This is a genomic window from Cellulosimicrobium sp. JZ28 (assembly GCF_015327065.1).
GTDB classification, from domain to species: Bacteria; Actinomycetota; Actinomycetes; order Actinomycetales; family Cellulomonadaceae; genus Cellulosimicrobium; species Cellulosimicrobium funkei.
In genome coordinates this window covers 162,461-184,564 of sequence record NZ_CP017660.1, presented here as the reverse complement: position 1 = coordinate 184,564, position 22,104 = coordinate 162,461, and the positions used below count along the sequence as shown (strand labels likewise).

The 22,104-nt window shown below is 74.6% G+C and carries 19 protein-coding genes, 1 pseudogene and 2 riboswitches; of the genes and pseudogenes, 3 read left to right on the top strand and 17 right to left on the bottom strand.

The annotated features are described in order from the left end of the window. Positions 1–5: 5 nt before the first annotated feature. The 4 genes from BJP59_RS00795 to gdhA form a co-directional block, all read right to left on the bottom strand. Positions 6–1,685, bottom strand: a complete 1,680-nt coding sequence (locus tag BJP59_RS00795) for an ABC transporter substrate-binding protein (protein ID WP_194521909.1) — start codon at positions 1,683–1,685, stop codon at positions 6–8. A 394-nt stretch (positions 1,686–2,079) separates the two neighbouring features. Beyond that, positions 2,080–2,877, bottom strand: coding sequence for a copper homeostasis protein CutC (locus BJP59_RS00790; RefSeq protein WP_194521908.1), 798 nt, complete (start codon positions 2,875–2,877; stop codon positions 2,080–2,082). Between the two features lie 108 nt (positions 2,878–2,985). Further along, positions 2,986–3,420, bottom strand: a complete 435-nt coding sequence (locus tag BJP59_RS00785; RefSeq protein WP_194521907.1) for a VOC family protein — start codon at positions 3,418–3,420, stop codon at positions 2,986–2,988. A 116-nt stretch (positions 3,421–3,536) separates the two neighbouring features. Next, positions 3,537–4,874, bottom strand: coding sequence for an NADP-specific glutamate dehydrogenase (gene gdhA / locus BJP59_RS00780; RefSeq protein ID WP_021482903.1), 1,338 nt, complete (start codon positions 4,872–4,874; stop codon positions 3,537–3,539). 226 nt (positions 4,875–5,100) lie between these two features. Next, positions 5,101–5,203, top strand: a riboswitch (SAM riboswitch). Between the two features lie 54 nt (positions 5,204–5,257). On the opposite strand from gdhA, the pseudogene BJP59_RS00775 reads away from it, so the two are divergent. Both BJP59_RS00775 and BJP59_RS00770 read left to right on the top strand, forming a co-directional pair. Continuing rightward, a pseudogene (locus BJP59_RS00775) lies at positions 5,258–5,671 on the top strand (NADPH-dependent FMN reductase); the annotation flags it as partial. Positions 5,672–5,852: 181 nt separating this feature from the next. Continuing rightward, positions 5,853–6,416: a flavin reductase family protein gene (locus BJP59_RS00770; RefSeq protein ID WP_076403557.1), complete on the top strand. Its 564-nt coding sequence runs from the start codon at positions 5,853–5,855 to the stop codon at positions 6,414–6,416. 86 nt (positions 6,417–6,502) lie between these two features. Here BJP59_RS00770 and BJP59_RS00765 read toward each other — a convergent pair whose 3' ends face one another. Beyond that, positions 6,503–6,895 carry a hypothetical protein gene (locus BJP59_RS00765; RefSeq protein ID WP_228485210.1) on the bottom strand — a complete coding sequence of 131 codons (393 nt, stop codon included), beginning with the start codon at positions 6,893–6,895 and terminating at the stop codon, positions 6,503–6,505. Between the two features lie 112 nt (positions 6,896–7,007). Continuing rightward, a complete protein-coding gene (locus BJP59_RS00760; protein WP_076403559.1) occupies positions 7,008–8,033 on the bottom strand; it encodes an aldo/keto reductase in 1,026 nt (341 codons plus the stop codon). Positions 8,034–8,282: 249 nt separating this feature from the next. On the opposite strand from BJP59_RS00760, the gene BJP59_RS00755 reads away from it, so the two are divergent. Next, positions 8,283–8,768: a Dps family protein gene (locus tag BJP59_RS00755; protein WP_051028364.1), complete on the top strand. Its 486-nt coding sequence runs from the start codon at positions 8,283–8,285 to the stop codon at positions 8,766–8,768. 76 nt (positions 8,769–8,844) lie between these two features. On the opposite strand, the gene BJP59_RS00750 is transcribed toward BJP59_RS00755, so the two are convergent. The 11 genes from BJP59_RS00750 to BJP59_RS00700 all read right to left on the bottom strand — a co-directional run bounded on the left by BJP59_RS00750 (position 8,845) and on the right by BJP59_RS00700 (position 22,014). After that, positions 8,845–10,635, bottom strand: a complete 1,791-nt coding sequence (locus tag BJP59_RS00750; protein WP_194521906.1) for a dipeptide ABC transporter ATP-binding protein — start codon at positions 10,633–10,635, stop codon at positions 8,845–8,847. After that, positions 10,632–11,678: an ABC transporter permease subunit gene (locus BJP59_RS00745; RefSeq protein WP_194521905.1), complete on the bottom strand. Its 1,047-nt coding sequence runs from the start codon at positions 11,676–11,678 to the stop codon at positions 10,632–10,634. Before BJP59_RS00745 ends, BJP59_RS00750 begins: the two co-directional genes overlap by 4 nt. Then, positions 11,675–12,628, bottom strand: a complete 954-nt coding sequence (locus BJP59_RS00740) for an ABC transporter permease (protein WP_074805478.1) — start codon at positions 12,626–12,628, stop codon at positions 11,675–11,677. The genes BJP59_RS00745 and BJP59_RS00740 overlap by 4 nt, the downstream gene beginning before the upstream one ends. 70 nt (positions 12,629–12,698) lie before the next feature. Then, positions 12,699–14,327 (bottom strand): ABC transporter substrate-binding protein, encoded by a 1,629-nt coding sequence (locus BJP59_RS00735; RefSeq protein ID WP_194521904.1) that lies wholly within the window; start codon positions 14,325–14,327, stop codon positions 12,699–12,701. Positions 14,328–14,431: 104 nt separating this feature from the next. Further along, positions 14,432–14,545, bottom strand: a riboswitch (SAM riboswitch). 179 nt (positions 14,546–14,724) lie between these two features. Then, positions 14,725–15,822: an LLM class flavin-dependent oxidoreductase gene (locus tag BJP59_RS00730; protein WP_144681951.1), complete on the bottom strand. Its 1,098-nt coding sequence runs from the start codon at positions 15,820–15,822 to the stop codon at positions 14,725–14,727. Positions 15,823–15,956: 134 nt separating this feature from the next. Further along, positions 15,957–17,069, bottom strand: a complete 1,113-nt coding sequence (locus BJP59_RS00725; RefSeq protein ID WP_194521903.1) for an LLM class flavin-dependent oxidoreductase — start codon at positions 17,067–17,069, stop codon at positions 15,957–15,959. An 82-nt stretch (positions 17,070–17,151) separates the two neighbouring features. Further along, positions 17,152–17,562, bottom strand: a complete 411-nt coding sequence (locus BJP59_RS00720) for a rhodanese-like domain-containing protein (RefSeq protein WP_194521902.1) — start codon at positions 17,560–17,562, stop codon at positions 17,152–17,154. A gap of 27 nt (positions 17,563–17,589) precedes the next feature. Further along, on the bottom strand, positions 17,590–18,849 hold the full coding sequence (locus BJP59_RS00715) for an LLM class flavin-dependent oxidoreductase (protein WP_194521901.1): 1,260 nt from the start codon (positions 18,847–18,849) through the stop codon (positions 17,590–17,592). Positions 18,850–18,909: 60 nt separating this feature from the next. Further along, a complete protein-coding gene (locus BJP59_RS00710) occupies positions 18,910–19,851 on the bottom strand; it encodes a nitroreductase family protein (RefSeq protein WP_168944800.1) in 942 nt (313 codons plus the stop codon). After that, entirely contained in the window at positions 19,848–21,041 is a 1,194-nt protein-coding gene (locus tag BJP59_RS00705; RefSeq protein WP_194521900.1) for an FAD-dependent oxidoreductase, read from the bottom strand. Before BJP59_RS00705 ends, BJP59_RS00710 begins: the two co-directional genes overlap by 4 nt. 7 nt (positions 21,042–21,048) lie before the next feature. After that, positions 21,049–22,014 (bottom strand): ABC transporter substrate-binding protein, encoded by a 966-nt coding sequence (locus BJP59_RS00700; RefSeq protein WP_194521899.1) that lies wholly within the window; start codon positions 22,012–22,014, stop codon positions 21,049–21,051. Positions 22,015–22,104 lie beyond the last annotated feature (90 nt).

Sequence of the window (22,104 nt, the reverse complement as noted above, 5' to 3'; positions counted from 1 at the left end):
CGACATCAGCTCGCGGGCTCGAGCTGGGAGAGGATCACGCCGTTGCTGATCGTGGCCCACGACGGGGGGAAGGCGTACATGTCGTCCTCGGACGGCCAGCCGGTGTAGTCCTTCGTGTTGACGAACGACATGGTCGGGTTCACGACGAGGGCGATGTAGGGGAGGTCGCGGGCGATCTCCTTCTGCACCGTGGCGTACGCGGCCTTCTTCGCGTCCTCGTCGTTGGTGCCGGCGGCGGTGGCCACGGCCTCGTCGACGAGCGGGTTCGAGTAGCGCGGGAAGTTGAAGCGGCCGGCCTCGATGGTCTCGCCCACCGGCGTCGTGTACTCGGTCGTGAGCCACTGGCGGTAGATGGCGAACGGGTCGTCGAGGGAGGTGCCCGTGATGCCGCTGATCATCATCTGGTAGTTGCCGCTGGTCCGGGCGTCGGACATCTCCTGCTGCGTGATCTTCACGTGGTTGATCTCCACGCCCGCCTCGAGCGCCTGCTGCGCGATGAGGTCACCGGCCGCGTTGTGGTCGCTCCAGCCGTCGACCGAGATGAGGTCGACCGAGAGCTTCTGGCCGTCCTTCTCGAAGATGCCGTCGGCACCCTTGGTGTAGCCGGCCGCCTCGAGGACCTTGGCCGCCTCGGCCGGGTCGCCCTCCTGCGGGCTCTCCTTCTCGATCTCGGGGGAGATCCAGCGGTCGTCACGACCGACGAGCGCGAGCGACGGCGACGCGACGGCCGCGTGGCCCGAGAACGCCTTCTCGTTGATCTCGCCGCGGTCGACGAGCAGGTTGACCGCCTGGCGGACGGCGAGGTCCGTCTGCGGGCCCGCGCAGCCGAGCGCCGCGTTCGAGCACGACATGATCGTGGTCGGGTCCTGCGGGGTGTTGAGCAGCGAGACCTGGCCGCCGCCGGTGACCGTGTCCGGGTCCGCGATGAACATCGTGGTCCAGTCGATCTTGCCGGTGGCGAGGAGGTCCTGGGCGCTCTGGTTCTTGTCGAGCGCGAGGAAGCGGACCTTCTCGAGCTTCGGCTCGCCGCCCCAGTAGTCCTCGTTCGGGACGACGGTGTAGGTCGCGTTCGTGATGGTGTCGAGCGTGAACGGGCCGGTCCCGACGGGCTCCTCGTTCGTGTACGTGATGAGGTCCGACACCTCCTTGAAGAGGTGCTCGGGGACCATGAGCGTGGTGCCGAGGATCTGCACGGCGCTCGTGAACTGCGCGCCGTTGAACGTGAACTTGACGGTCGACTCGTCGACCTTCTCGATCGTGTTCAGGTAGTCGCGCTTCGCCGCCTCGTTGGTGTACGAGAAGATGACGTCCTCGACCGTGAAGTCCTCGCCGTCGGACCACTTCACGCCCTCGCGGATCTTGACGGTCAGCTCGGTGCCGTCCTCGCTCCACTCGTAGGACTCGCCCAGGCGGGGCGTCGGGTCGCCGGCCTCGGCGCGGTTGTAGAAGAACAGCGGCTCGTAGATGCCGCCGTTCGTCACGTGCAGCGGGTTGGGCGCGTACGGGTTGAAGTTCGCGACCATGGGCGTCTGGGTGCCGGCCCAGACGTTGAGGACACGGGCCTCGCCGCCGTTGCCCTCGCCCTCGCCGTTGCCCCCGCCGGTGCAGGCGCTCGCGAGCAGCGAGACGCCCGTCACGAGTGCCGCCGCCGTGAGCAGACGCTTGCGCGCCGTGCTTCGAATCATCTTCGGTCCTTTCGCATGGACGACGCGTCCTCACGTCGTACTTCGGCGCCCGCAGGCGTGTGGCAGGAACACTAACTAATAGCCGTGGGCCCTCCTACGAATACGACAGGAAAGTTACCTAACTGAGACATCGATGCCAGGATCGTCCCGGAACGGGGGCGGCCGGACCCCGTGGAGCGGGGTCCGGCCGAGGTGCCGAGGACGGTCAAAAAGGGTGGGGCTGTCCACGGCCGGCCCGGGAGCCGCAGGCCGTGGCGGGCAGCGCGTCGTGCGGGCGCAGCAGGCGGCGCTGGCGCGAGCGGCCGGGGACGGGGCCGGCGGCGGGACGGCGGCGAGCCGGGGGCAGGTCAGCGGCGGACGGCGCCAGCGCCGAGTGCGTGCCGGAGGATCTGGGTCAGCGAGCGGCGTCCAGCGCGGCGCGTGCGGCCCGCGCGACCTCGGGGTCGGTGACCTCGTAGCCCGCGTCGCCGCCGCCACCCGGCCCGGCGTCGTCCGCGACGACGCGCTTGGCCGAGAGGTGCACGGCGTCCACGCCGGCGGCCACCAGGGCCCCGACGTCCTGCGGCCGCACTCCCCCGCCGGCCATGACCTGCACACGCCCGTCGAGCGCGTCGCGCGCGTGCGCCGCCATGGCGCGCAGCCGCTCGGTGCCGTCGATGCTGCGCGACGCACCGCCCGACGTGAGCACGCGCACGACCCCGGCCCCGGCGAGCGCGTCGAGCGCGGCGAGCGGGTCGGCGACGACGTCGACGGCGCGGTGGAACGTGACCTCGCACCCGTCGGCGGCGTCCACGAGGGCGCGGACGGCGCCGACGTCGACCAGGCCGTCCGGGGTGAGCGCACCCACGACGACGCCGCGCGCCCCGGCCGCCACCGCGGCCCGGACGTCGCGCACCTGGACGTCGAGGTCGGTGGGCGTGAGGACGAAGCCGCCCGGGCGCGGGCGCACGAGCACGTGCACCTCGACGCGCGGCCCGGGGCCGTCGGCCTCGGCCGCGGCGGCGACCGCGGCCTCGACGAGCCCGGCGCTGGGCGTGAGCCCGCCCGTCGCGCCGAGCCCGACGCACAGCTCGACCCGGTGCGCACGCACGGACGCGGCCACACGGACGCCGTCGGGGTCCTGGACGGCGAGCTCGAGGGCCACGTCGCGGGCCGAGTGCGCCGCGGCGCCCTCGGGGTGGGTGGTCGTCATGGCGCTCTCCCGTCGTCCGGTCCGGCGGCCGTCGCGTCACGCGACCCGCACGACGACGGCCGTCGGCCAGGGTAGACGACCCGGGGCGGGCGCGGGCCGGGCCGGCAGTCAGTCCAGGCAGAACTCGTTGCCCTCGACGTCCTGCATGACGATGCAGGACTCGTTCTCCTCGTCGGCGACCATCACGCGCACGCACGTCGCGCCGAGCGCGACGAGCCGGTCGCGCTCGGCCTCGAGCGCGGCGAGACGCTCGGCACCCACGAGCCCGGTGCCGGCACGCACGTCGAGGTGCACGCGGTTCTTGACGACCTTGCCCTCGGGGACACGCTGGAAGTACAGGCGCGGACCGGCCCCGGTGGGGTCGCTGCACGCGGACCACGCGTCCCGCTCTGTGGCCGGGAGGGAGGCCTCGGCGTCGTCCCAGGTGCTGAAGCCCTCCGGGGGCGGCGCCGGGACGTAGCCCAGCACCTCGCACCAGAACCGGGCGACGCGCCGTGGCTGCGCGCAGTCGAACGTGACCTGGACCTGCCTGACCGCCGCCATCCGGCCACCCTAGGCGCCCGACCCTTCTCGGCCGGAGGGCTTTTCACGGGCGCACGACGGCCGCCGATGCCACCGCTCCGCGCGGGGCACCGACGGCCGTCGTCGTGCGGCTCGGGTCAGATGACGCCGAGCGCGAGGATCGCGTCGGCGACCTTGGTGAAGCCCGCGATGTTGGCGCCGAGCACGTAGTTGCCGGGCGTGCCGTACTCGTCGGCCGTCTCGACGCAGCGGTCGTGGATGCCCGCCATGATCTGCGCGAGGCGGTCCTCCGTGTACTCGAAGGACCACGCGTCGCGCGACGCGTTCTGCTGCATCTCGAGGGCCGACGTCGCGACGCCGCCCGCGTTGGCTGCCTTGCCCGGCGCGAAGAGGACGCCCGCCTCCTGGAGCAGCGCGACGGCGCTCGGCGTCGTGGGCATGTTGGCGCCCTCCGCGACCGCGACGACGCCGTTCGCGACGAGCTGCTTGGCCGCCGCCTCGTCGAGCTCGTTCTGCGTCGCGCACGGGAGCGCGACGTCGCACGGCACGTCCCAGATGGACCCGTCGGTGACGACGCGGGCCCCGGGGCGGCGCGCGGCGTAGTCGGCGACGCGCCCGCGCTCGACCTCCTTGATCTGGCGCAGGAGCTCGAGGTCGACCCCGGCCTCGTCGACGACGTACCCCGACGAGTCGGAGAACGCGACCACGTTCGCGCCGAGCTGCTGCGCCTTGGCCGTCGCGTAGATCGCGACGTTGCCCGAGCCCGAGACGACGACGCGGCGCCCGTCGAGCTCCTGCCCGCGCGTCTCCAGCATGTTCTGCGCGAAGAGGACCGTGCCGTAGCCCGTGGCCTCCGTGCGGACGAGCGAGCCGCCCCACGAGATGCCCTTGCCCGTGAGGACGCCGGACTCGTACCGGTTGGTGATGCGCTTGTACTGCCCGAAGAGGTAGCCGATCTCGCGGCCGCCCACGCCGATGTCGCCCGCGGGGACGTCCGTGTTCTCGCCGATGTGCCGGTAGAGCTCCGTCATGAACGACTGGCAGAACCGCATGACCTCGCCGTCGGACCGCCCGCGCGGGTCGAAGTCGGAGCCGCCCTTGCCGCCGCCGATGGGCATGCCCGTGAGCGAGTTCTTGAAGATCTGCTCGAAGCCGAGGAACTTCACGATGCCGAGGTAGACCGACGGGTGGAACCGCAGGCCGCCCTTGTACGGGCCGAGCGCGGAGTTGAACTCGACGCGGAAGCCGCGGTTGATCTGCACGCGCCCGGTGTCGTCCACCCACGGGACCCGGAAGATGATCTGGCGCTCCGGCTCGCACACGCGCTCGAGGACGGCGGCCTCGACGTAGCGCGGGTGCTTGCGCAGCACGGGGCCGAGCGAGTCGAAGACCTCGCGCACGGCCTGGTGGAACTCGGCCTCGCCGGGGTTGCGACGCAGGACCTCGTCGTAGACGGACTGCAGTCGGCTGTCCATGGGTACTCCTCGTCTGACGCGGGCGGAACTCCTGCTGACGGTACGCCTGTGCCAGAAGCTCCCGTCACACCGTCTCACTCCGCGCGCACCGGCACGGGCGGCCGCAGCGCAGGAGCGACCGCACGGGGCGGCACAGGAGTCACCGACGACGACACATCCGTCCACCCACTGAGAAACCCTACCGATCTGGTGCAGTTTCTCGGGGCGGTTGCTATACCCGTCCCCAGGTCACGAGCGCCAGCGCCAAGCCCCGGCTCGCTGGCCGGCAACCCCCTGTCACGGCGGGGTGCTCCGGGAGATGACCAGGCCGGGCCCGGCCTGCCCCGCCACCGGCGAGGACGGCCCGCACGGCAAGCGTGATCGACGACTACTGCGAGGTGCACATGACCCACCACCCCACCCACCCGACGGTGCTCGCCGTCTCGGGCAACCCGCGGCCCGGCTCGCGCACGCTCGGCGCCGCCGAGACGGTCGCGCGCCGCGTCGCCGACCTCCTCGGCGCGGACGACGTCGCCACGGTCGACCTGGCGTCGCTCGCCGGCGAGGTGCTCGCCGCCGACCATCCGGCGGCCGACGCCGCCCGTGAGCAGCTCGCCCGGGCGACCGTCGCCGTCGTGGCGACGCCGGTCTACAAGGCGTCCTACACCGGGCTGCTGAAGGCCTTCCTCGACCTCTACGGCCCCGACGGGCTCGCGGGCGTCGTCGTGGTCCCGCTCGTCGTGTCCGGGAACCCGGCGCACGCGCTCGTCGGGGAGGTGCACCTGCGACCCGTGCTCGTCGAGCTCGGCGCCGTCGTCCCGACCCGGTCGCTCACGGTCACCGAGCCGCAGCTCGCGGACCTGGGACCGGTCGTGGACGCGTGGCTCGCGCGCGAGGGCGACGCCCTGCGCCGCGCCACGGCGCAGCTCCCCCGGCGGAGGACCGCCCGTCGGCCCGCACCGACGCAGCCGTCGCCGACGCGTTCGCGGGGGTGGCCCGATGACCGCCGAGCTCACCCACCTGGAGGCCCTCCTGGCCGAGCAGGACGAGCCCCAGCTCTCCCCCGACGAGTACAAGGCCGTGTTCCGCGGCCACCCCGCGGGCGTCGCCGTCGTCGCGCTCGAGCACGGCGACCGCCTCGTCGGCTTCACCGCGACGTCGGTCATCTCCGTCTCGGCCGCGCCCCCGCTGCTCGCGTTCTCGCTCGCGTCCACGTCGTCGTCGTGGCCCGCGGTCTCGACGGCGCGCACGCTGACCGTGAGCTTCCTCGCGGACCACCAGGACGACGTCTCGGCCCGGTTCGCGACGAGCGGCATCGACCGGTTCGCGGACGGCGGCTGGTCGCGCCTGCCGACGGGCGAACCCGTGATCGACGGCGCGCTGTCGTGGGTGCGCGGGCGGGTCGTCCAGCGCACCCCGGTGGGCGACTCCTACCTCGTCTCGCTGCGCGCGCTCGCGTCGAGCGTCGGCGCCGCGCCCGGGGCGTCGCGGGAGGCGGCGGCGTCGCCGCTCGTCTACCACGACCGCACCTACCACCGGATCGGCGACCACTCCGCGCTCTGAGCGCACGGACGGGCGAGGGGCCCGACGGCGGAGGTCCCGCCGTCGGGCCCCTCGCCCGTCCCGTGCCGCCCCTCACGGGTGGTCCGTCACCAGCTCCAGCCGCGCGCGCTGAGCTCGAGCTCCTCCCGGAACCGCTCGTCGTCGCCGGTGCGGAAGCCCGCGCGCAGGGGCGCGTCCGCGACCGGGAGCCCCGTGAGCCGACAGGCCTCGCGCAGCAGCGCGTCGTAGGCGCCCTGGACCGCGAGGTAGTGGTGGGCGCGCGCGTAGACGTCCGGGTCGGCCTCGATGCGCCGGAGCTCCGCGGCGAGCGCGGTGAGCCGCACCTGGAGCGCGAGCGTCGTCAGCGGGTCCGGCGCCGCGGCGGCACGACGGCCCGCGCCCGCCCGGTGGCTCGGAGGCCGCCCGGCCCGGCGCAGCACCCACCACGCGGCGGCGGCCGTGCACGCCGTCGCGCACCAGATCATGAGCAGCCACGACATCGGAGCCGACCTCTGCGCGGGGAGACCCACAGGACCTCTCCAGTCTAGGTCTCCCCGGCCCCGCGAGGCAGGGTGGGCGGCCCCCTGTCCTCGCCGCCGCCCGCGCGGCGGGTCAGCCGTCGAGGAGGTCCGGCTGCGGGTGCCGCACGCCCTGGACGGCCGCGCGCGGGATCGCCGCGCCGATCGTCGCGACGTCGTCCGGCGTCAGCTCGACCGCGGCCGCCGCGACGTTCTGCTCCAGGTACGCGACGCGCTTCGTCCCCGGGATCGGGACGACGTCGTCGCCCTGCGCGAGGAGCCACGCGAGCGCGAGCTGTGCCGTCGTGACGCCGTGCTCCGCGGCGAGCTGCTCCAGGGAGCGCACGAGGCCGCGGTTGTGCTCGAACGCCTCGCCGGCGTACCGGGCGTGGGCGCGGCGCACGTCGTCCTCCGCGAAGCCGTCGGTGGCGTCCACGGTCCCGGTGAGGATGCCCCGGCCGAGCGGAGAGAAGGGCACGAAGCCGACCCCGAGCTCGCGCAGCGTCGGCAGCACCTCGTCCTCCGGGTCGCGCGTCCACAGCGAGTACTCGCTCTGCACGGCCGTCACGGGGTGCACGGCGTGCGCGCGGCGCACGGTCGCGGCGGACGGCTCCGAGAGACCGATGCCGCGGACCTTCCCGGCCTCCACGAGCTCGGCGAGCGCGCCCACCGTGTCCTCGATCGGCACCTGGGGGTCGACGCGGTGCAGGTAGTACAGGTCGAGGCGGTCGGTGCCGAGGCGGCGCAGGCTCGCGTCGACTGCGGCACGGACGTACTCGGGGCGGCCGTCGACCGGACGCCCGTCGGGGTGGCCGCCCGCGGGCGGGAGCCCGAACTTCGACGCGAGGACGATCTCGTCCCGGTGCGGCCCGAGGACCCGGCCGAACAGCTCCTCGTTGCGGCCGTGGCCGTAGACGTCGGCCGTGTCGAAGAGCGTCACGCCGAGATCGAGCGCGCGGAGCAGCACGGCCTCGGCCTCCGCGGCGTCCGCGGGGCCGTAGGCGTCGGTGACGGACATCCCGCCGAACCCGACGGCGGAGACGGCGAGCGCCGCCCCGCCGGTGCCGAGCGTGCGCGACGGGAGGGTGCCGAAGGCGAGGGTCCGGGAGGTGTCGGTCATGGCCCCAGCGGACCACCGCGCGCCGCCCGGGGCAAGGCCGGACGCCGTCCTCTCACCTGGCGAGAGGACGTGACGCGCCACGCTGCGGCTCGGCGCGCGACGAGCCCCGCCGCAGGTCAGGCACGCCTCTCCTTGCTGGCGGGCGCGCGGAATGCCCCCTAGTCTGGAATCGTTCAAGTGAACGGCACCGACGGAAGCCGGGTGACCGCCGCACGATTCCGGGCGACCCCCGAGAGAGCGAGGAGCACCATGTCCGCACCCACCATCCACCGCACGACGGCCCGCTTCGAGGCGTCGGAGAAGCTCCGCGCCCACCTGCAGCGCGTGCTCGTCGCGCTCGTCGACCTGCACGTCCAGGGCAAGCAGGCCCACTGGAACGTCACGGGCCGCGGGTTCCGCGACCTGCACCTCCAGCTCGACGACGTCGTGGACGCCGCGCGCGAGCACAGCGACACCGTCGCCGAGCGCATGCGCGCGCTCCAGGTCGTGCCCGACGGCCGCACCGAGACCGTCGCGACGACGACGGACCTCTCGCCGTACCCGGCCGGCCTCGTGTCGGTCGGCGACACGGTCGACGCGGTCGTCGAACGCATCGCGCAGACGGTCGAGGTCGTCCGCGCCGTGCACGACGACGTCGACGCCGAGGACCCGACGAGCGCCGACATCCTGCACGAGATCATCGCCGACCTGGAGAAGCAGGCCTGGTTCCTCTCCTCGGAGAACCGCGAGGCCTGACCCGTCCGGCCCCCGCGAGGTAGAACGGCCCGTCGCGAGGTAGAGCACGCCGTGTGCTACCTCGCGACGGGCCGTTCTACCTCGCCGTGCGCCCCTGGAGCGCGCGGCGGCCGGGGATGGCCGCGACGAGCTCACGCGTGTACTCCTCCTGCGGGTCGAGCAGGATCTGCTCGGCCGCCCCCTGCTCGACGACGCGCCCGCGGTGCATGACGCCGACGTGGTCGGACACCTGCCGCACGACCGCCAGGTCGTGCGAGATGAACAGGTACGCGAGCCCGTGCTCGGCCTGGAGCCGCACGAGCAGCTCGAGGATCTGCGCCTGCACGGACACGTCGAGCGCCGAGACGGGCTCGTCGAGCACGACGAGCGCCGGGTTCAGGGCGAGCGCCCGCGCGATGGCGACGCGCTGGCGCTGCCCGCCCGAGAGCTCGCGCGGTCCCCGGCGGAGCACGTCGGGCGGGAGCGCGACGTCCTCGACGAGCGCACGCGCCCGGTCGGCGCGCTCGGACGGCGACCCGACCCGGTACGCCCGGAGCGGCTCGGTGACGATCTGCTCGACGGTGAACCGCGGGTCGAGCGACGCGTACGGGGACTGGTAGACCACCTGGAAGCCGCGGCGCAGCGACCGCAGCCGCTCGCCGCGTGCCGTCGTGATGTCCTCGCCGGCGAACTCCACCGTGCCCGCGGTGGGCCGCTCGAGCCGGAGGGCGAGGCGCGCCGTCGTGCTCTTGCCCGACCCCGACTCCCCCACGAGCGCGTACGTCTCGCCGCGCCCGACCGCGAGGCTCACGCCGTCCACCGCGACGAGCGTCCGGTGCGCCGACCCGCGCGGCAGCGTGAACTCCTTGCGCAGGTCCCGCACCGCGAGGACGGGCGCGCTCGCGGTGTCCGGGCCGGCGGCGTCAGGCACCGCGGTCCCCTGGTCGACGTCGCGGCTCGCGACCGCGGCGCGGCTCGCGTCGGCGCGCGGGACGACGCCGTCGTTCGGCGCCGTCTCCGGGGTGCCGCCCGCGACGAGGCGCGAGCTCGCGAGGCTCGGCGCCGCCGCGATGAGCTGCTGGGTGTACGGGTGGCGTGGGTCGTGCAGCACCTGCTCGGCGGTGCCCTCCTCGACGACGACCCCGTGCTCGAGAACGACGATCCGGTCGGCGCGGTCCGCCGCGACGCCGAGGTCGTGCGTGATGAGCAGGACGGCGGTGCCGAGGTCGCGCACGAGTCCGTCGAGGTGGTCGAGGATGCGGCGCTGGACCGTCACGTCGAGCGCGCTCGTGGGCTCGTCCGCGACGACGAGGCGCGGCCGGGCCGCGACGGCGATCGCGATGAGCACGCGCTGGCGCATCCCGCCGGAGAGCTGCGACGGGAACTGCCGCGCGCGGGCCTCCGGGTCGTCGATCCCGGCCTGGCGCAGCAGCTCGACCGCACGCTCGCGCGCCTCCTTGCGCCGCGCGAGCCCGTGGATGACGAGCACCTCCGCGACCTGGTCGCCCACGCGCGTGACGGGGTTGAGCGAGACCGTCGGGTCCTGCGGCACGAGGCCGACGTCACGGCCCCGCACCTGCTGCCACTCCTTCTCGGAGAGCCGTCCGACGTCGCGGCCGCCGAGGCGGATGGTCCCTGCCGTCACCTCGCCCCCGCGCGCGAGCAGGTGCAGGGCCGCGTGCGCCGTCGTGCTCTTGCCCGACCCGGACTCGCCCACGACCGCGACGACCTCGCCCGCCCCGACCGTGAGGTCGACGCCGCGCACGGCGGCGTACGAGCCGCCGTCGCGCGTGCGGTAGGCGACCTCCAGACCGCGGATCTCGAGCGCGGGCGCCTCGCCCGACGTCGGGCCGGGACGCTCCTGGGTGGTCGGCGTCGTGGCGGTCATGCGTCCCCTCCGGTCCGTTCCAGGGCCCGCGCGATGCGGTTCGCCGACAGCACGACGGCGACGATCACGAGGCCCGGCATGGTCGTGAGCCACCACGCGGTGGCCAGGTAGTCGCGCCCGCCCGAGACGAGCGACCCCCACTCCGGCGCGGGCGGCGGCGTCCCGTAGCCGAGGAAGCTCAGGGCCGAGATGGCGAGCACGGCCGTGCCGAGCTCGAGCGCGACGAGCGCGAGCACCGGTCCCGTCGAGTTGGGCAGCACGTGGCGCCCCAGCACGCCGTACCAGCGCACCCCCGACGCGCGGGCCGCCTCGACGTACACCGACGTCGAGGTGCGCAGGACCTCGGCCCGCATGACGCGCGCGAACGTCGCGACGCTCGTGATGCCGACGGCGATCGCGACCTTGACCGTCCCGAACCCGAGCGCCGTGATGATCGCGAGCGAGAGCAGGATGCTGGGGATCGCGAGCAGCACGTCGACGAACCGGCCGACGACGTCGTCCACCCACCCGCGCACGAACCCCGCGAGCAGGCCGAGCAGCGACCCGGCGACGAGCCCGACCGCGACCGCGATGACGGTCGCGCCGAGCGAGGCCGACGCGCCGTGGACGACGCGCGCGTACACGTCCCGCCCCAGGTGGTCGGTGCCGAACAGGTGCGCGCCCGACGGCGGCTGCAGCCGGTCCGCGGGCACGCCCGTCAACGGGTCGTACGACGTGAAGAGCTGCGGGACGACCGCCCACGCCGTGACGAGCAGGACGACGAGCACCGCGACGACCAGCCCGGGACGCCGCACGGCGTACCGCGCCCCGCGCCGCCACCGGCCCGCCGTGCCCCGGGTCCGCACGCGGCCGTGCCGGAGGATCGCGCGCGCGTCCTCGCGGTCCTCGACCTCGATCTCCGCGGGCGTGCGTCCCTCGGGCGCGTCGGCGGGCGGGGCGTCGGGGGCGAGCGCGCCCGACGGCGGCACGTCCGCCACCGCGGCACGGTCCGCGACCCGGGCCTCGTCCCGGAGCACGATGCGCACTCCCGGCCTGGTGCTCATGCGGCCACCGCCTTCTGTCGAGCGTCGATCCGGGGGTCGAGCAGGGGGTAGAGCAGGTCGACCACGAGCGTGACGACCACGAACACGAGCGCCGAGAGGACGACGACCGCCTGCACCACGGGGATGTCCTGCGCGTCCACCGACGTCACCGTGAGCCGTCCCAGGCCCGCGCGCGAGAACACCGTCTCGGTGACGACCGTGCCGCCGAGCAGCCCGCCCACGACGACCCCCAGCACGGTCAGCGCGGGGATCGCGGCGTTGCGCAGCGCGTGGCCGAAGTGCACGCGCGCGCGGCTCGCGCCCTTGGCGCGCGCCGTCTCCACGTACGGCTCGCCGAGCGTCCCGCGCAGGCTCCGCGCGAGCACCTGGGCGAGCGCGGCGCTCGCCGGCACGGCGAGCGTGATCGCCGGCAGCACGAGGCTGATCGCGCCCTGGTTGCCGATCGCGGGGAACAGCGGGAGCTGGAAGGAGAACCACTGCAGCAGGAGGAGGCCCAGCCAGAACGGCGGCAGGGCGACGCCGAGCGGAGGGAGCGACGCGAGCGCGTGGCGCAGCCAGGCCGCGCGCGGGAACGTGCTCGCGATCGCGATGCCGGCGCCCGCCACGACGGCGAGGACGAGCGCCGCGGCCGTGAGCCGGAGCGTCTCCGGGAGCGCCTGGAGCACGAGCTGCGTCGCGGGCGCCCCGGACGCGTACGACGTCCCGAAGTCGAGCCGCAGCGCGTGCCACAGCGCGTCGGCGTACTGCACGAGCACGGGCCGGTCGAGGCCGTACTGGGCGCGCAGGGCGTCGAGCAGCGCGGGGTCCACCTGGTCCGCCTCGCCACCGCCGCTCGCCATGAGCGCGGCCGGGTCGCTGGGCAGCAGGTAGAGGACGAAGAACGAGATGGTGAACGCCGCCCAGAGCACGAACAGGCCCTGCCCGGCGCGACGCAGGACGTACCGGCCCATGGTCGGCCTCCTTCCGTGGGGGATGCCCGCCTGCCCGACGCCGCGGCGTCGGGCAGGCGGGCCCGGCGGGTCAGCCCTGGGTGACCCAGGCGTCGTAGAAGTCGAGGCGCGACGACGCCTCGAACGTCAGGCCGTGGACCGTGTCGGCGGCCGCGATGGTCGTCGAGAGCTCGTAGACCGGGATCGCGTGCCCCTTCTGGACCAGGAGGCGTGACGCCTCCGTGACGAGCCTCTGGCGCTCGGCCGGGTCGGTCGCCGCGGCCGACGCGTCGAGCAGGTCGTCGACCTCCTCCGCGTCGCGCTGGTTGATGTTGCGCGCGTTCGCCGAGAAGATCGTGCGCAGCACGTCCGGGTCGGAGCGCGTGAGGTTGTAGTAGTCGAAGTCGAAGTCGCCGCTCTCCTTGATCGCCTGCGACTCGGCGACGGTCACGTGCTGGAGCTGGAGGTCCACGCCGATCTGCGCGAGCTGCTGCTGGACCAGTTCGAGCGGCTCCGGCACCTGCCAGAACGTCACGGTCGTGGAGAGCTTCTGGCCGTCCTTCTCCCGCACGCCGTCGGCGCCCTCGACCCAGCCCGCGTCGTCGAGGATCTTCTTCGCGCCCTCGGGGTCGTAGGCGAGCTCGTCCGCGACGCTCTCGTAGAGCGGCGTCGAGTGCGACAGGACGCTCGTGGCCGGCTCGTCCTGGGCGCTGAGCACGGTGTCCGCGATCTGCTCGCGGTCGATGCCCTGGAGGATCGCCGTCCGCACGGCCTCGTCGCCCGCGAGCGGGCTCGACTCGTTGGGGAAGAGGTTGAACACGACGCCCGGGTTGGCGCGGTACTCGAGCCAGAACCCGTTCCCGTCGAACTGCGGCAGGTCGACGGTCGAGATCGCGGCCGTGGCGTCGATCTGCCCCGACTGCAGGCTGCCGCTGCGCACGCTCGCCTCGGGGATGACCTTGAACGTCACCGTGTCGAGGTAGGCCTCGCCCTGGTGGTCGCTCGCCTCCGAGCCCCACGCGTAGCCCGCGACCTTCTCGAGCACGATCTCCTGGTCCTGCGTGTACGACTTCACGGAGAACGGGCCGGAGCCGACGAACTTCCCGGCGCAGCGGTCCTCGACGCTCAGGTCGGCCGAGGACGGGGCGAGGAGGCCGAGCGAGAACGTCGACGTCGCCTGGAGGAACTGCGCGCTCGGCTCCGCGAAGTCCACCGTGAGGGTCTGCGGGTCGGTGACGGTCGTGCCCTCGTAGCCGACGAGGTACTGCGACCCGAGCGACGCCGTCGCGCCGAGCGCGACGATCGCGTCGAAGTTCGTCTTCACCGACTCGGCGTCGATCGGCGTGCCGTCGGCGTACGTCGCGTCGTCGCGCAGGTGGAACGTGTAGCTCGACGCGTCGTCGTTCACCTCCCAGCTCTCCGCGAGCCACGGCAGGATCTCGCCCGAGTCCGGGTCCTGTGCCGTGAGCGACGCGACCGTCTGGCGGGCCGCCGCGATGGCGTCGTTGTTGCCGACCTGCTGCGGGTCGATGCAGTGCGAGTCGACCGTGAGCGCGAACGTCAGGTCGCCGCCCGCCACGGGCTCGCCGGACGGGCTGGGCGACCCGTCGCCGTCGGACGCGCCGGAGCCGCCGCCCGCGCACGCGCTGAGCAGGAGGCCCGTCGCGGCGGCCGCCGCGGCGACGGTCAGGGACCGGCGTCGGTGAGGTGTGGGGATCATGTCGTGCTGCTCTCCTCGTGTGCCGGCTGAGGACCGGCGGTCGTCCGGCGCCGGTGGTCGTCCGCGCCGGGCCCAGGGCCGGCGCGGCGGGGGTGCCCACCGGGGTGCCGTGCTTACCGCGCCGCGGGAGCGGCGCGGTCAGGTCGTTCCCGGAGCACCCCGTCACGTCGAAGGGTTGCTGGTCAGCGAGCCGGGCCTGCGTGCTGACGCTCGTCACCTGGGAGCAGGAAAGACAATCTCGACCGGTTGAGTCAAGTATCGAGACGGCCGTCCCGCCAGACGGACGGTTGTTTCCTGCTCCGCGACGTCGTGACCCGCCGGCAGGCCGCCACGAGCACGGCGAGGGCCCGCCTCGCCAGGCGAGACCGGCCCCTCCCCTCCGGTCCGGCGGGCTACCTCAGGCCGCGGTGAAGCCCGCCGCGCGGCGGGCGTCGGCCGGGCTCCACAGGTCCGTCTTCACCTCGGCCTGCACGACGGGCACGACCTCCTCCGCGAACCGGCGCAGCACGTCCTCCTGCTGCGCCGCGGGGATTAGGTGGTTCACCGAGACGGACTGCAGGTCGTGCCGGTACGAGGCGTGGTAGTCGAGGATCTTCTCGGCCACGCGCTCCGGCGACCCCACGAGCGCGGGCCCGCGCTCGACGGCGTCCTCGACCGTCCGGAAGCTCGGTGCCTTCCCGACGGCGTCGGGCCCGTACCCCCGGCGCGCCGCCGCCGCGACCTGGCCCTCGTAGATCGGGCGGTACTGCTCGATCGCCTCCTCCGTCGTGTCGGCGAGGAACAGCCCGCCCGAGCCCGACCCGACGAACCCGTACGCCGGGTCGTGCCCGTGCGCCGCGTACTGCTCGCGGTAGCGGTCGATGAGCACCTGGTAGTTCTCGCGCGGCTGCAGCGCGTTGGCGCTGACGATCGGGTCCCCGTACCGGGCCGCGAGGTCGACCGCGAAGCGCGACGTCGCCGACCCGTGCCAGATCCGGAACGGCCCGGCGAACGGCCGTGGCAGCGTCGTCGCGTGCTCCAGCGCGTGGCGGTGCCGCCCGCTCCAGCTGACGTCCTCCTCCGACAGCAGCAGGCGCAGCAGCTCGTAGTTCTCCTGGAGGTACTCGTACTGCTTGTCGAGGTCCAGCCCGAGCAGCGGGTACTGCAGCACCTCGTTGCCCTTGCCGATGACGATCTCCAGCCGTCCGCGGCTCAGCTGGTCGACCGTCGCGAGGTCCTCGGCGACACGGATCGGGTCGAGCAGCGACAGCACGGTGACGCCCGTGCTCAGCAGGATGCGCGACGTCCGCGCCGCGACCGCGCCGAGGATCACCGTCGGTGCCGACGACAGCACCTCTCCCGCGTGCCGCTCCCCCACCGCGAACGAGTCGAACCCGAGCTCCTCCGCCAGCACCGCCGTCTCGACGACCCGGTTCAACCGGTCGGACGGCGCGACCGCCTCCCCGGTCACGGGGTGGGGCGGGTTGAACACGATGTCGAGTACCTGGAACCGCACGGTCCTGCTCCTTGCTGTCGGTGTCGTCGTCCGGGGCCCCGGTACCCGCGCGTTCGGCAGCTCCGGTCGTGATCGGCACGCGCAGGTGCCGAACCCGACCGGAGCTGCCGACCCGGGGCGGGGTTGCCGATCTGTCAGGCCGCGGCGGCCTCGGCGGCGGCGTCACGCTTCGCGACCTCCTCGCGGACGAGCGGGATGACGTAGCGACCGAAGTCGACCGCGTCGTCCAGCAGGTCGTAGCCGCGCGCGGAGATGACGCGGACGCCGAGGTCGTAGTACGCGAGCAGCGCCTCTGCGACCTGCTCGGGCGTGCCGACGAGCGCGTTGGAGTTGCCGGCGCCGCCGGTGGCCTTCGCGGTCGCGGTCCACAGCGCGGTGTCGAAGCGCTCGCCCTGGGCGGCGATCTCGAGCAGGCGCTGGGAACCTGCGTTCTCGGGCTTGTCGATCGGGTGCCGACGGCTGAGCTGCCCCCCGGCGGCGGCCTTGCGCGCCTCGATCCGGTCGAGGATGCGGTGCGCCTTCTCCCAGGCGAGCTCCTCGGTCGGCGCGACGATCGGCCGGAACGCGGCGTGGATGCGCGGCGGCGTCGCGCGGCCCGCGGCGGCGGCCTCGGCGTGCACGCGCGCGATCTGCTCGGCGGTGCGGTCGAGCGGCTCGCCCCAGGCGGCGTAGATGTCGGCCTCGGCCGCGCCGACGCGGAACGCGGCGTCCGACGACCCGCCGAACGAGATGGTCGGGGTGCGGCCCTCGAAGGGCTTGGCGTCGAGCACGAAGTCGTCGAAGTCGTAGAACGGCCCGTGGTGGTCGAACGGCTCGGCGCTCGACCAGGCCTGCTTGACGATCTGGATGTACTCGTGGGTGCGCGCGTACCGCTCGTCCTTGGTCAGCGTGTCGCCCTCGCGGCCCTGCTCGTGGTCGTTGCCGCCGGTGATGAAGTGCACGGAGAGCCGCCCGCCGGAGAGCTGGTCGAGCGTCGCGAACGTCTTGGCGGCGTACGTCGGGTAGGACACGTTGGGCCGGTGCGCGAGCAGCAGCTCGATCGACTGCAGGCGCGCGGCGGTGTAGGCGGCGAGCGCGGCGGGCTCGGGGCCGGAGGAGCCGTACGCGAAGAGGACGCGCGTCCAGCCGTTGTCCTCGTGCGCGCGCACGAGACGCTCGAGGTAGGCGGGGTCGAAGGCGGCGGTCGTGCGGTCGGCGGTCTCCGACGCGTCGTTGGTCGTGGCGATGCCGAGGAACTCGACGGGCATGAAGGTCTCCGTGGTGTCGGTGCGGGTGGTTCGGGGTGCGGGGTCGCGGACCGGACGTGCGGGGCACGGTCCGGCCGCAGGCTCAGGGCCGGGCGGGTGCCGTCGGCTCCGGCGGCGCCGCGGACCCCGAGGGCGCGGGCTCCGGTGCCGCCCCGACGGGCTCGGACGCCGGGAGGCCGGCCTCCTTCCACGCGGGGAAGCCGCCGTCGACGTGGGACACGTGCGTGTACCCGCGGCGTGCGAGCACCTCGGCCACCGGCCCGGAGCCGTTCGGCGACCCGCACACGACGACGACGGGCGTGTCGAGCGAGATCACCGGGGCGTCGGCGGGGCCGAACAGCGCGTCGAGGTCGTCGCGGTCGGCGAGCGTGGCGCCGGGGATCTCGCCGTGCGCGGCGCGACCGCCGGCCGAGCGCACGTCGATCAGCAGCGCGCCGTCGGCGACCTGGGCGGCGGCGTCGGTCGCGGCCCGCAGGGGCGGGGTCGTGGTCATGGGTGTCTCCTTCGCGGGGTGGTGGTGTCAGTGGGTGGCGGCGAGCGCGGGTGCGACGTCGGGGGCGACGGCGGCGCGTGCGGCAGCGTCGGCGTCGGCGTCCGCGAACCAGTGCTCGGCGAGCAGCGCGAACGAGCGTCGGGCGTCGTCGGCGTCGTGGGTCGCGGTGGTGACGAGGAGCTCGTCCGCGCCGGTCGCGCGGCGCAGGGTCTCGAGCCGCCGCACGACGGTCTCGGGGTCGCCGACGATGCGCGTGTCGACGCGGTCGGCGACGAGCGCGCGCTCCGCCTCCGGGCGGTCCTCCCACGCGGGCGACGTGCCCGGCTCCGGGTAGGCGATCGCGCCGTCGGCGCCGCTGCGGATGGAGAGCACCCAGTCCGCGAACGGCGTCGCGAGCTCGCGGGCCCGCTCGACGGTGTCGGCGACGAGCACGTCGGCGGACACGACGACGTAGGGTTCGTCGAGCACGCCCGGCCGGAACGCCTCGCGGTACGCGGCGACGGTGTCGAGCGTCGCCGACGGCGCCACGTGGTAGTTCGCGGCGAGCGGCAGCCCGAGCTCGCCCGCGACGCGCGCGCTCTCGCCCGCGCTCGACGCGAGGACCCACAGGTCCCAGTCGGCGCCCTCGACGGGCGGGCTCACGTACGACGTCCCGCGCTCGTCGCGGTAGGTCCCCGCGCGCAGCCCGAGCACGAGCTCGAGCTCGTCGCGGAAGCTCGCCGGGGTGCGCGACGCCCCGACGATCCGCTTCTGCGCGAGGATCCGCTCGCGCAGCACGGAGTCGTTGACGTCCGCCGGCGGCGCGCCGGGCACGTACAGCCCGTCGACGACCCGCGGCCCGGTGGCCGGCCGGGCCCGCCGCGGAGCCCCGGCCCCCTTCTCCCCCGTCGGCGGCGTGAACGCCCGGCCGAGCCCGAGGTCGACGCGGCCCGGGTGGAGCGCGGCGATCGTCCCGAACTGCTCGGCGGCGACGAGCGGGCTCGTCGTGCTGAGCAGCACCGCACCGCTGCCGACGCGGATGCGCTCGGTCCGTGCCGCGACGGCGGCGGCGAGCACGGCGGGCGACGCGGAGCCGACGCCGGGCGACAGATGGTGCTCGGCGTACCAGACGCGGTGGTAGCCGAGCCGGTCGAGGTCGCGCGCGAGCCCGACGGCGCGACGCACCGCGTCCTGGCCCGTCGCCCCCTCGGGGACGATCGCGAGGTCGAGCACGGACAGCGGGACGCGGCCGGACGCCGGTCGCGGCCCGCCGGGGGTGGCGGTCGGGTGCGGGTGCTGGTGGGACATGGCTTCCTCTGGTGGGGTGCGGTGGCTCGGGGCGACGCGGTCGCGTGCGGGCCCGCCGGGCTACTTGGACGGGAACCCGAGCGCGGCGAGCGTGGTGCGCAGGTGGGCGCGCCCGCGCAGGGCGCCGGGGACGCGCAGGCGGTCGACGACACGGTCGCGCCAGCCGCCGTCGAGCCCCTCCTCGCGGTAGAAGGGCGCGATGCGCTCCTCGTACGCCGCGACGTGCTGGTCCTGCCCGACGGCGCGGTAGCGCTCGGCGTGCAGGACGGCCGCCTGCGGCAGCCGCGGCTTGACCCGCTCCCCGCCCGCGGGGTCGGGGTGCCCGACGACGAGCCCCACGACCGCGACGACGCCCTCGGGCAGGCCGAGCTCGGCCGCGACCTGGGCGGGGTGGTTGCGCAGCGCGCCGATGTACACGGTGCCGAGACCGAGCGACTCCGCCGCCACGACGGCGTTCTGCGCGGCGAGCGCGGCGTCGAGGAACGCGACGACCGTCGTCTCGAGGTAGTCGGTCGCCTCGAGCCGGACGCCCTCGCGCTCGCCGAGAGCGCGGGCCCGCGCGACGTCGGCGAGCCAGACGAGCAGCAGCGGCGCGGTGCGCACGTGCTCCTGGTCGCCCGCGAGCGCGGCGAGCCGCGCCTTGCGCGCGGGGTCGGTGACGGCGACGACGCTCCAGAGCTGGAGGTTCGACGACGTCGGGGCGGACTGCGCGGCGGCGACGAGCGTCGGCACGACGTGGTGGGCCAGCGGGTCGGTGCGGTAGCGGCGCACCGTCCGGTGGCCCAGCTGCGTCGCGAGGACGGTGCCGGGACGGTCCGCGGCGGGTGCCAGGCCCGCGGCCGCGCCGGGCGCGACGTCCTCGACCCCGGCGGGGTCGACGCCGTACCGCGCCGCGAGCGCGGCGCGGGCGCCGTCGGTGTCGCGGGACGGCGCGGGGAGCGTCCCGGGGTCCGCGGCCGGGGCCGGAGCGTCCCCGGCGGTGGGTGCGGGAGCGATCGTCATGAGGCGGTCCTCTCGGGGAGTGCGGCGAGGCGGGCGAGCGCGAACCGCTCGGCGGCGGTGCCGCCGTCGGGCAGGGCGCCGGGGGCGGTCGCGAGGTCGGCGAGCACGCGCCCGACGGCCGGGGCGAACTTGAAGCCGTGGCCGGAGAACCCGGCGCCCACGACGACCGGGCCGCGCCGGTCGAGCACGAAGTCGTGGTCCGGCGTCGTGGTGTACGTGCAGCTCACGGGGACGTACGCGTCGGGGTCGAGGCCGGGCAGCCAGGTGCGCACGTAGTCGCGCAGCGCGGCGAGCTGGCCCGGCTCCGGCCGGTAGGAGCGCCGGTCGGGGTCGACGACGGGGCCGACGCCGTGGAAGCCGACCTTGACGCCCTCGCCCGGGGTAGCGAGCCCGTAGACGCCGCTCGGCCACGCGGTGCCGGGACCGACGTCGTGCGTGAACGCGGGCCACCCCGCGGGCGACGTGCCGGGGGCGAGCGCGAAGTGGGCGGGCTGCTCCTGCGTGACGACGAGCGCGAGCTCCTGCCCGAGCAGGCCGCCCGCCGGGGAACCCAGCAGACCCGCGCTCCACGCCCCGACGGTCACGACGACGACCCGCGCGACGACGTCGGCGCCGTCGGTGACGACGCGCACGCCCTCGGGGACGCGCTCGACGTGCCGGACGGCGACCTCGTGCCGCACGTCGGCGCCCCGCGCGGCCGCGGCCCCCTGGAGGGCCGCGACGGCCCGGTCGGCGTGGAGCCGGCCAGCCGTCGCGACCTCGTGCAGCACCCGGCCCTCGAACCGCAGCCCCGGCCAGCGCTCGGCCGCGGCCGCGGGGTCGAGCCACTCGTGCTCGATCCCGCGTGCCGCGAACGCGGCGCCGATCGCGTCGACGCGGCGCTCGGCCGCACCGTCGCGACGCCCGTGGCTCACGCCGCCGGTCACGTCGAGGAGCTCGGTCCCGGTCTCGTCCTCGACCTCGCGCCACAGGCGCAGCGCCTCCTGCGCGAGGTCGAGGTACTCGGGCTCGGCGTACGTCGTGCGGTAGATGCGCGACGTCCCGTGCGAGGCGCCGTGCGCGTGCCCGGGCGCGAAGCGCTCGAGCAGCACGACGTCGCGCCCGCGCCGGGCGAGCTGCCACGCCGCGGCCGAGCCCATGACGCCGCCCCCGACCACGAGGTGGTCGACGTGCTGGGTGCTGGTGGTCATGCGCGGGTCACTCGGTCTTCGGCAGGCCGGGCGGGTTGGTCTGCGACTCCTCGACGGCCTCGGACTCCAGGCCCCACCGCTGGAGCACCTCGAGGTACGTGCCGTCCTCGATGGCGTGGTTGATCGCGGCGGTGATGGCCGGGGCCGCCTCGTTGCCCTTCTTCGTGGCGACGGCGATCTGCGCCGTGTCGGGCCAGCCGCCGTTGAGCGTGCCCACGACCTTGAAGTCCTGCGGGGAGATCGCCGCCTGGTACGCGAGCGACGCGTTGGGGCCGACGTACGTCTCGATGCGCCCGGACTGGAGCGCGAGCAGGACGTCGGAGAACTGCTCGTAGTACTCGGGGCCCTGGATGGGCTCGAGGCCGTCCTCCTGGTTGAGGCGGTCCCACTCGAGCACGATCTTCTCCTGGTTCGTCCCGGAGCCGACGGCGACGACCTTGCCCGCGATGTCCTCGCGCTTCGCGATCGACGTGATGTCGGAGTCGGCGCCCACGAGCCAGCCGAGCTCGTCGTTGCGGTACGTGGAGAAGTCGATCGTCTCCTTGCGCTCCTCGGTCACCGTGACGTTGGAGATCACGGCGTCGACGTCGCCCGAGCCGAGCGCGAGCGGCCAGTCGGCCCAGGCCTTGACCTCCAGGCGCAGGTCCTTGCCGAGCGCGTCGGCGACGAGCTGCGCGATGTCGGTCTCGTTGCCGATGGGCGTCTCGTCGTCGTCGGCGAGGAAGCCGAGCGGTGGCGCCGCGCCCGCGGAGATCGCGACGACGAGCTCGTCCTTGTCCTTCCAGGCGTCCGGGAGGAGCGCGACGGCCTCGGCCGACTCGGTGGTGCGGATGCGGTCCTGGTCCGGGCTCGTGCTCACGTCGAGGGCGTCCGAGACGGACGTCGTGCTCTCGTCGGTCGCCGCGCCCTCGTCCGCCGCGGCCGGGGCCTCGGTGCTCACCCCGGAGCAGGCCGCGAGCGCCAGCAGGGGCACGACGGCGAGGGCGGCGAGCGCGCGGGGGCGCGGGCGCGGGTGGTCGTTGCGGTCACGGGTGTCCTACCTCCCGGGTGGTGCGTCGGGGTG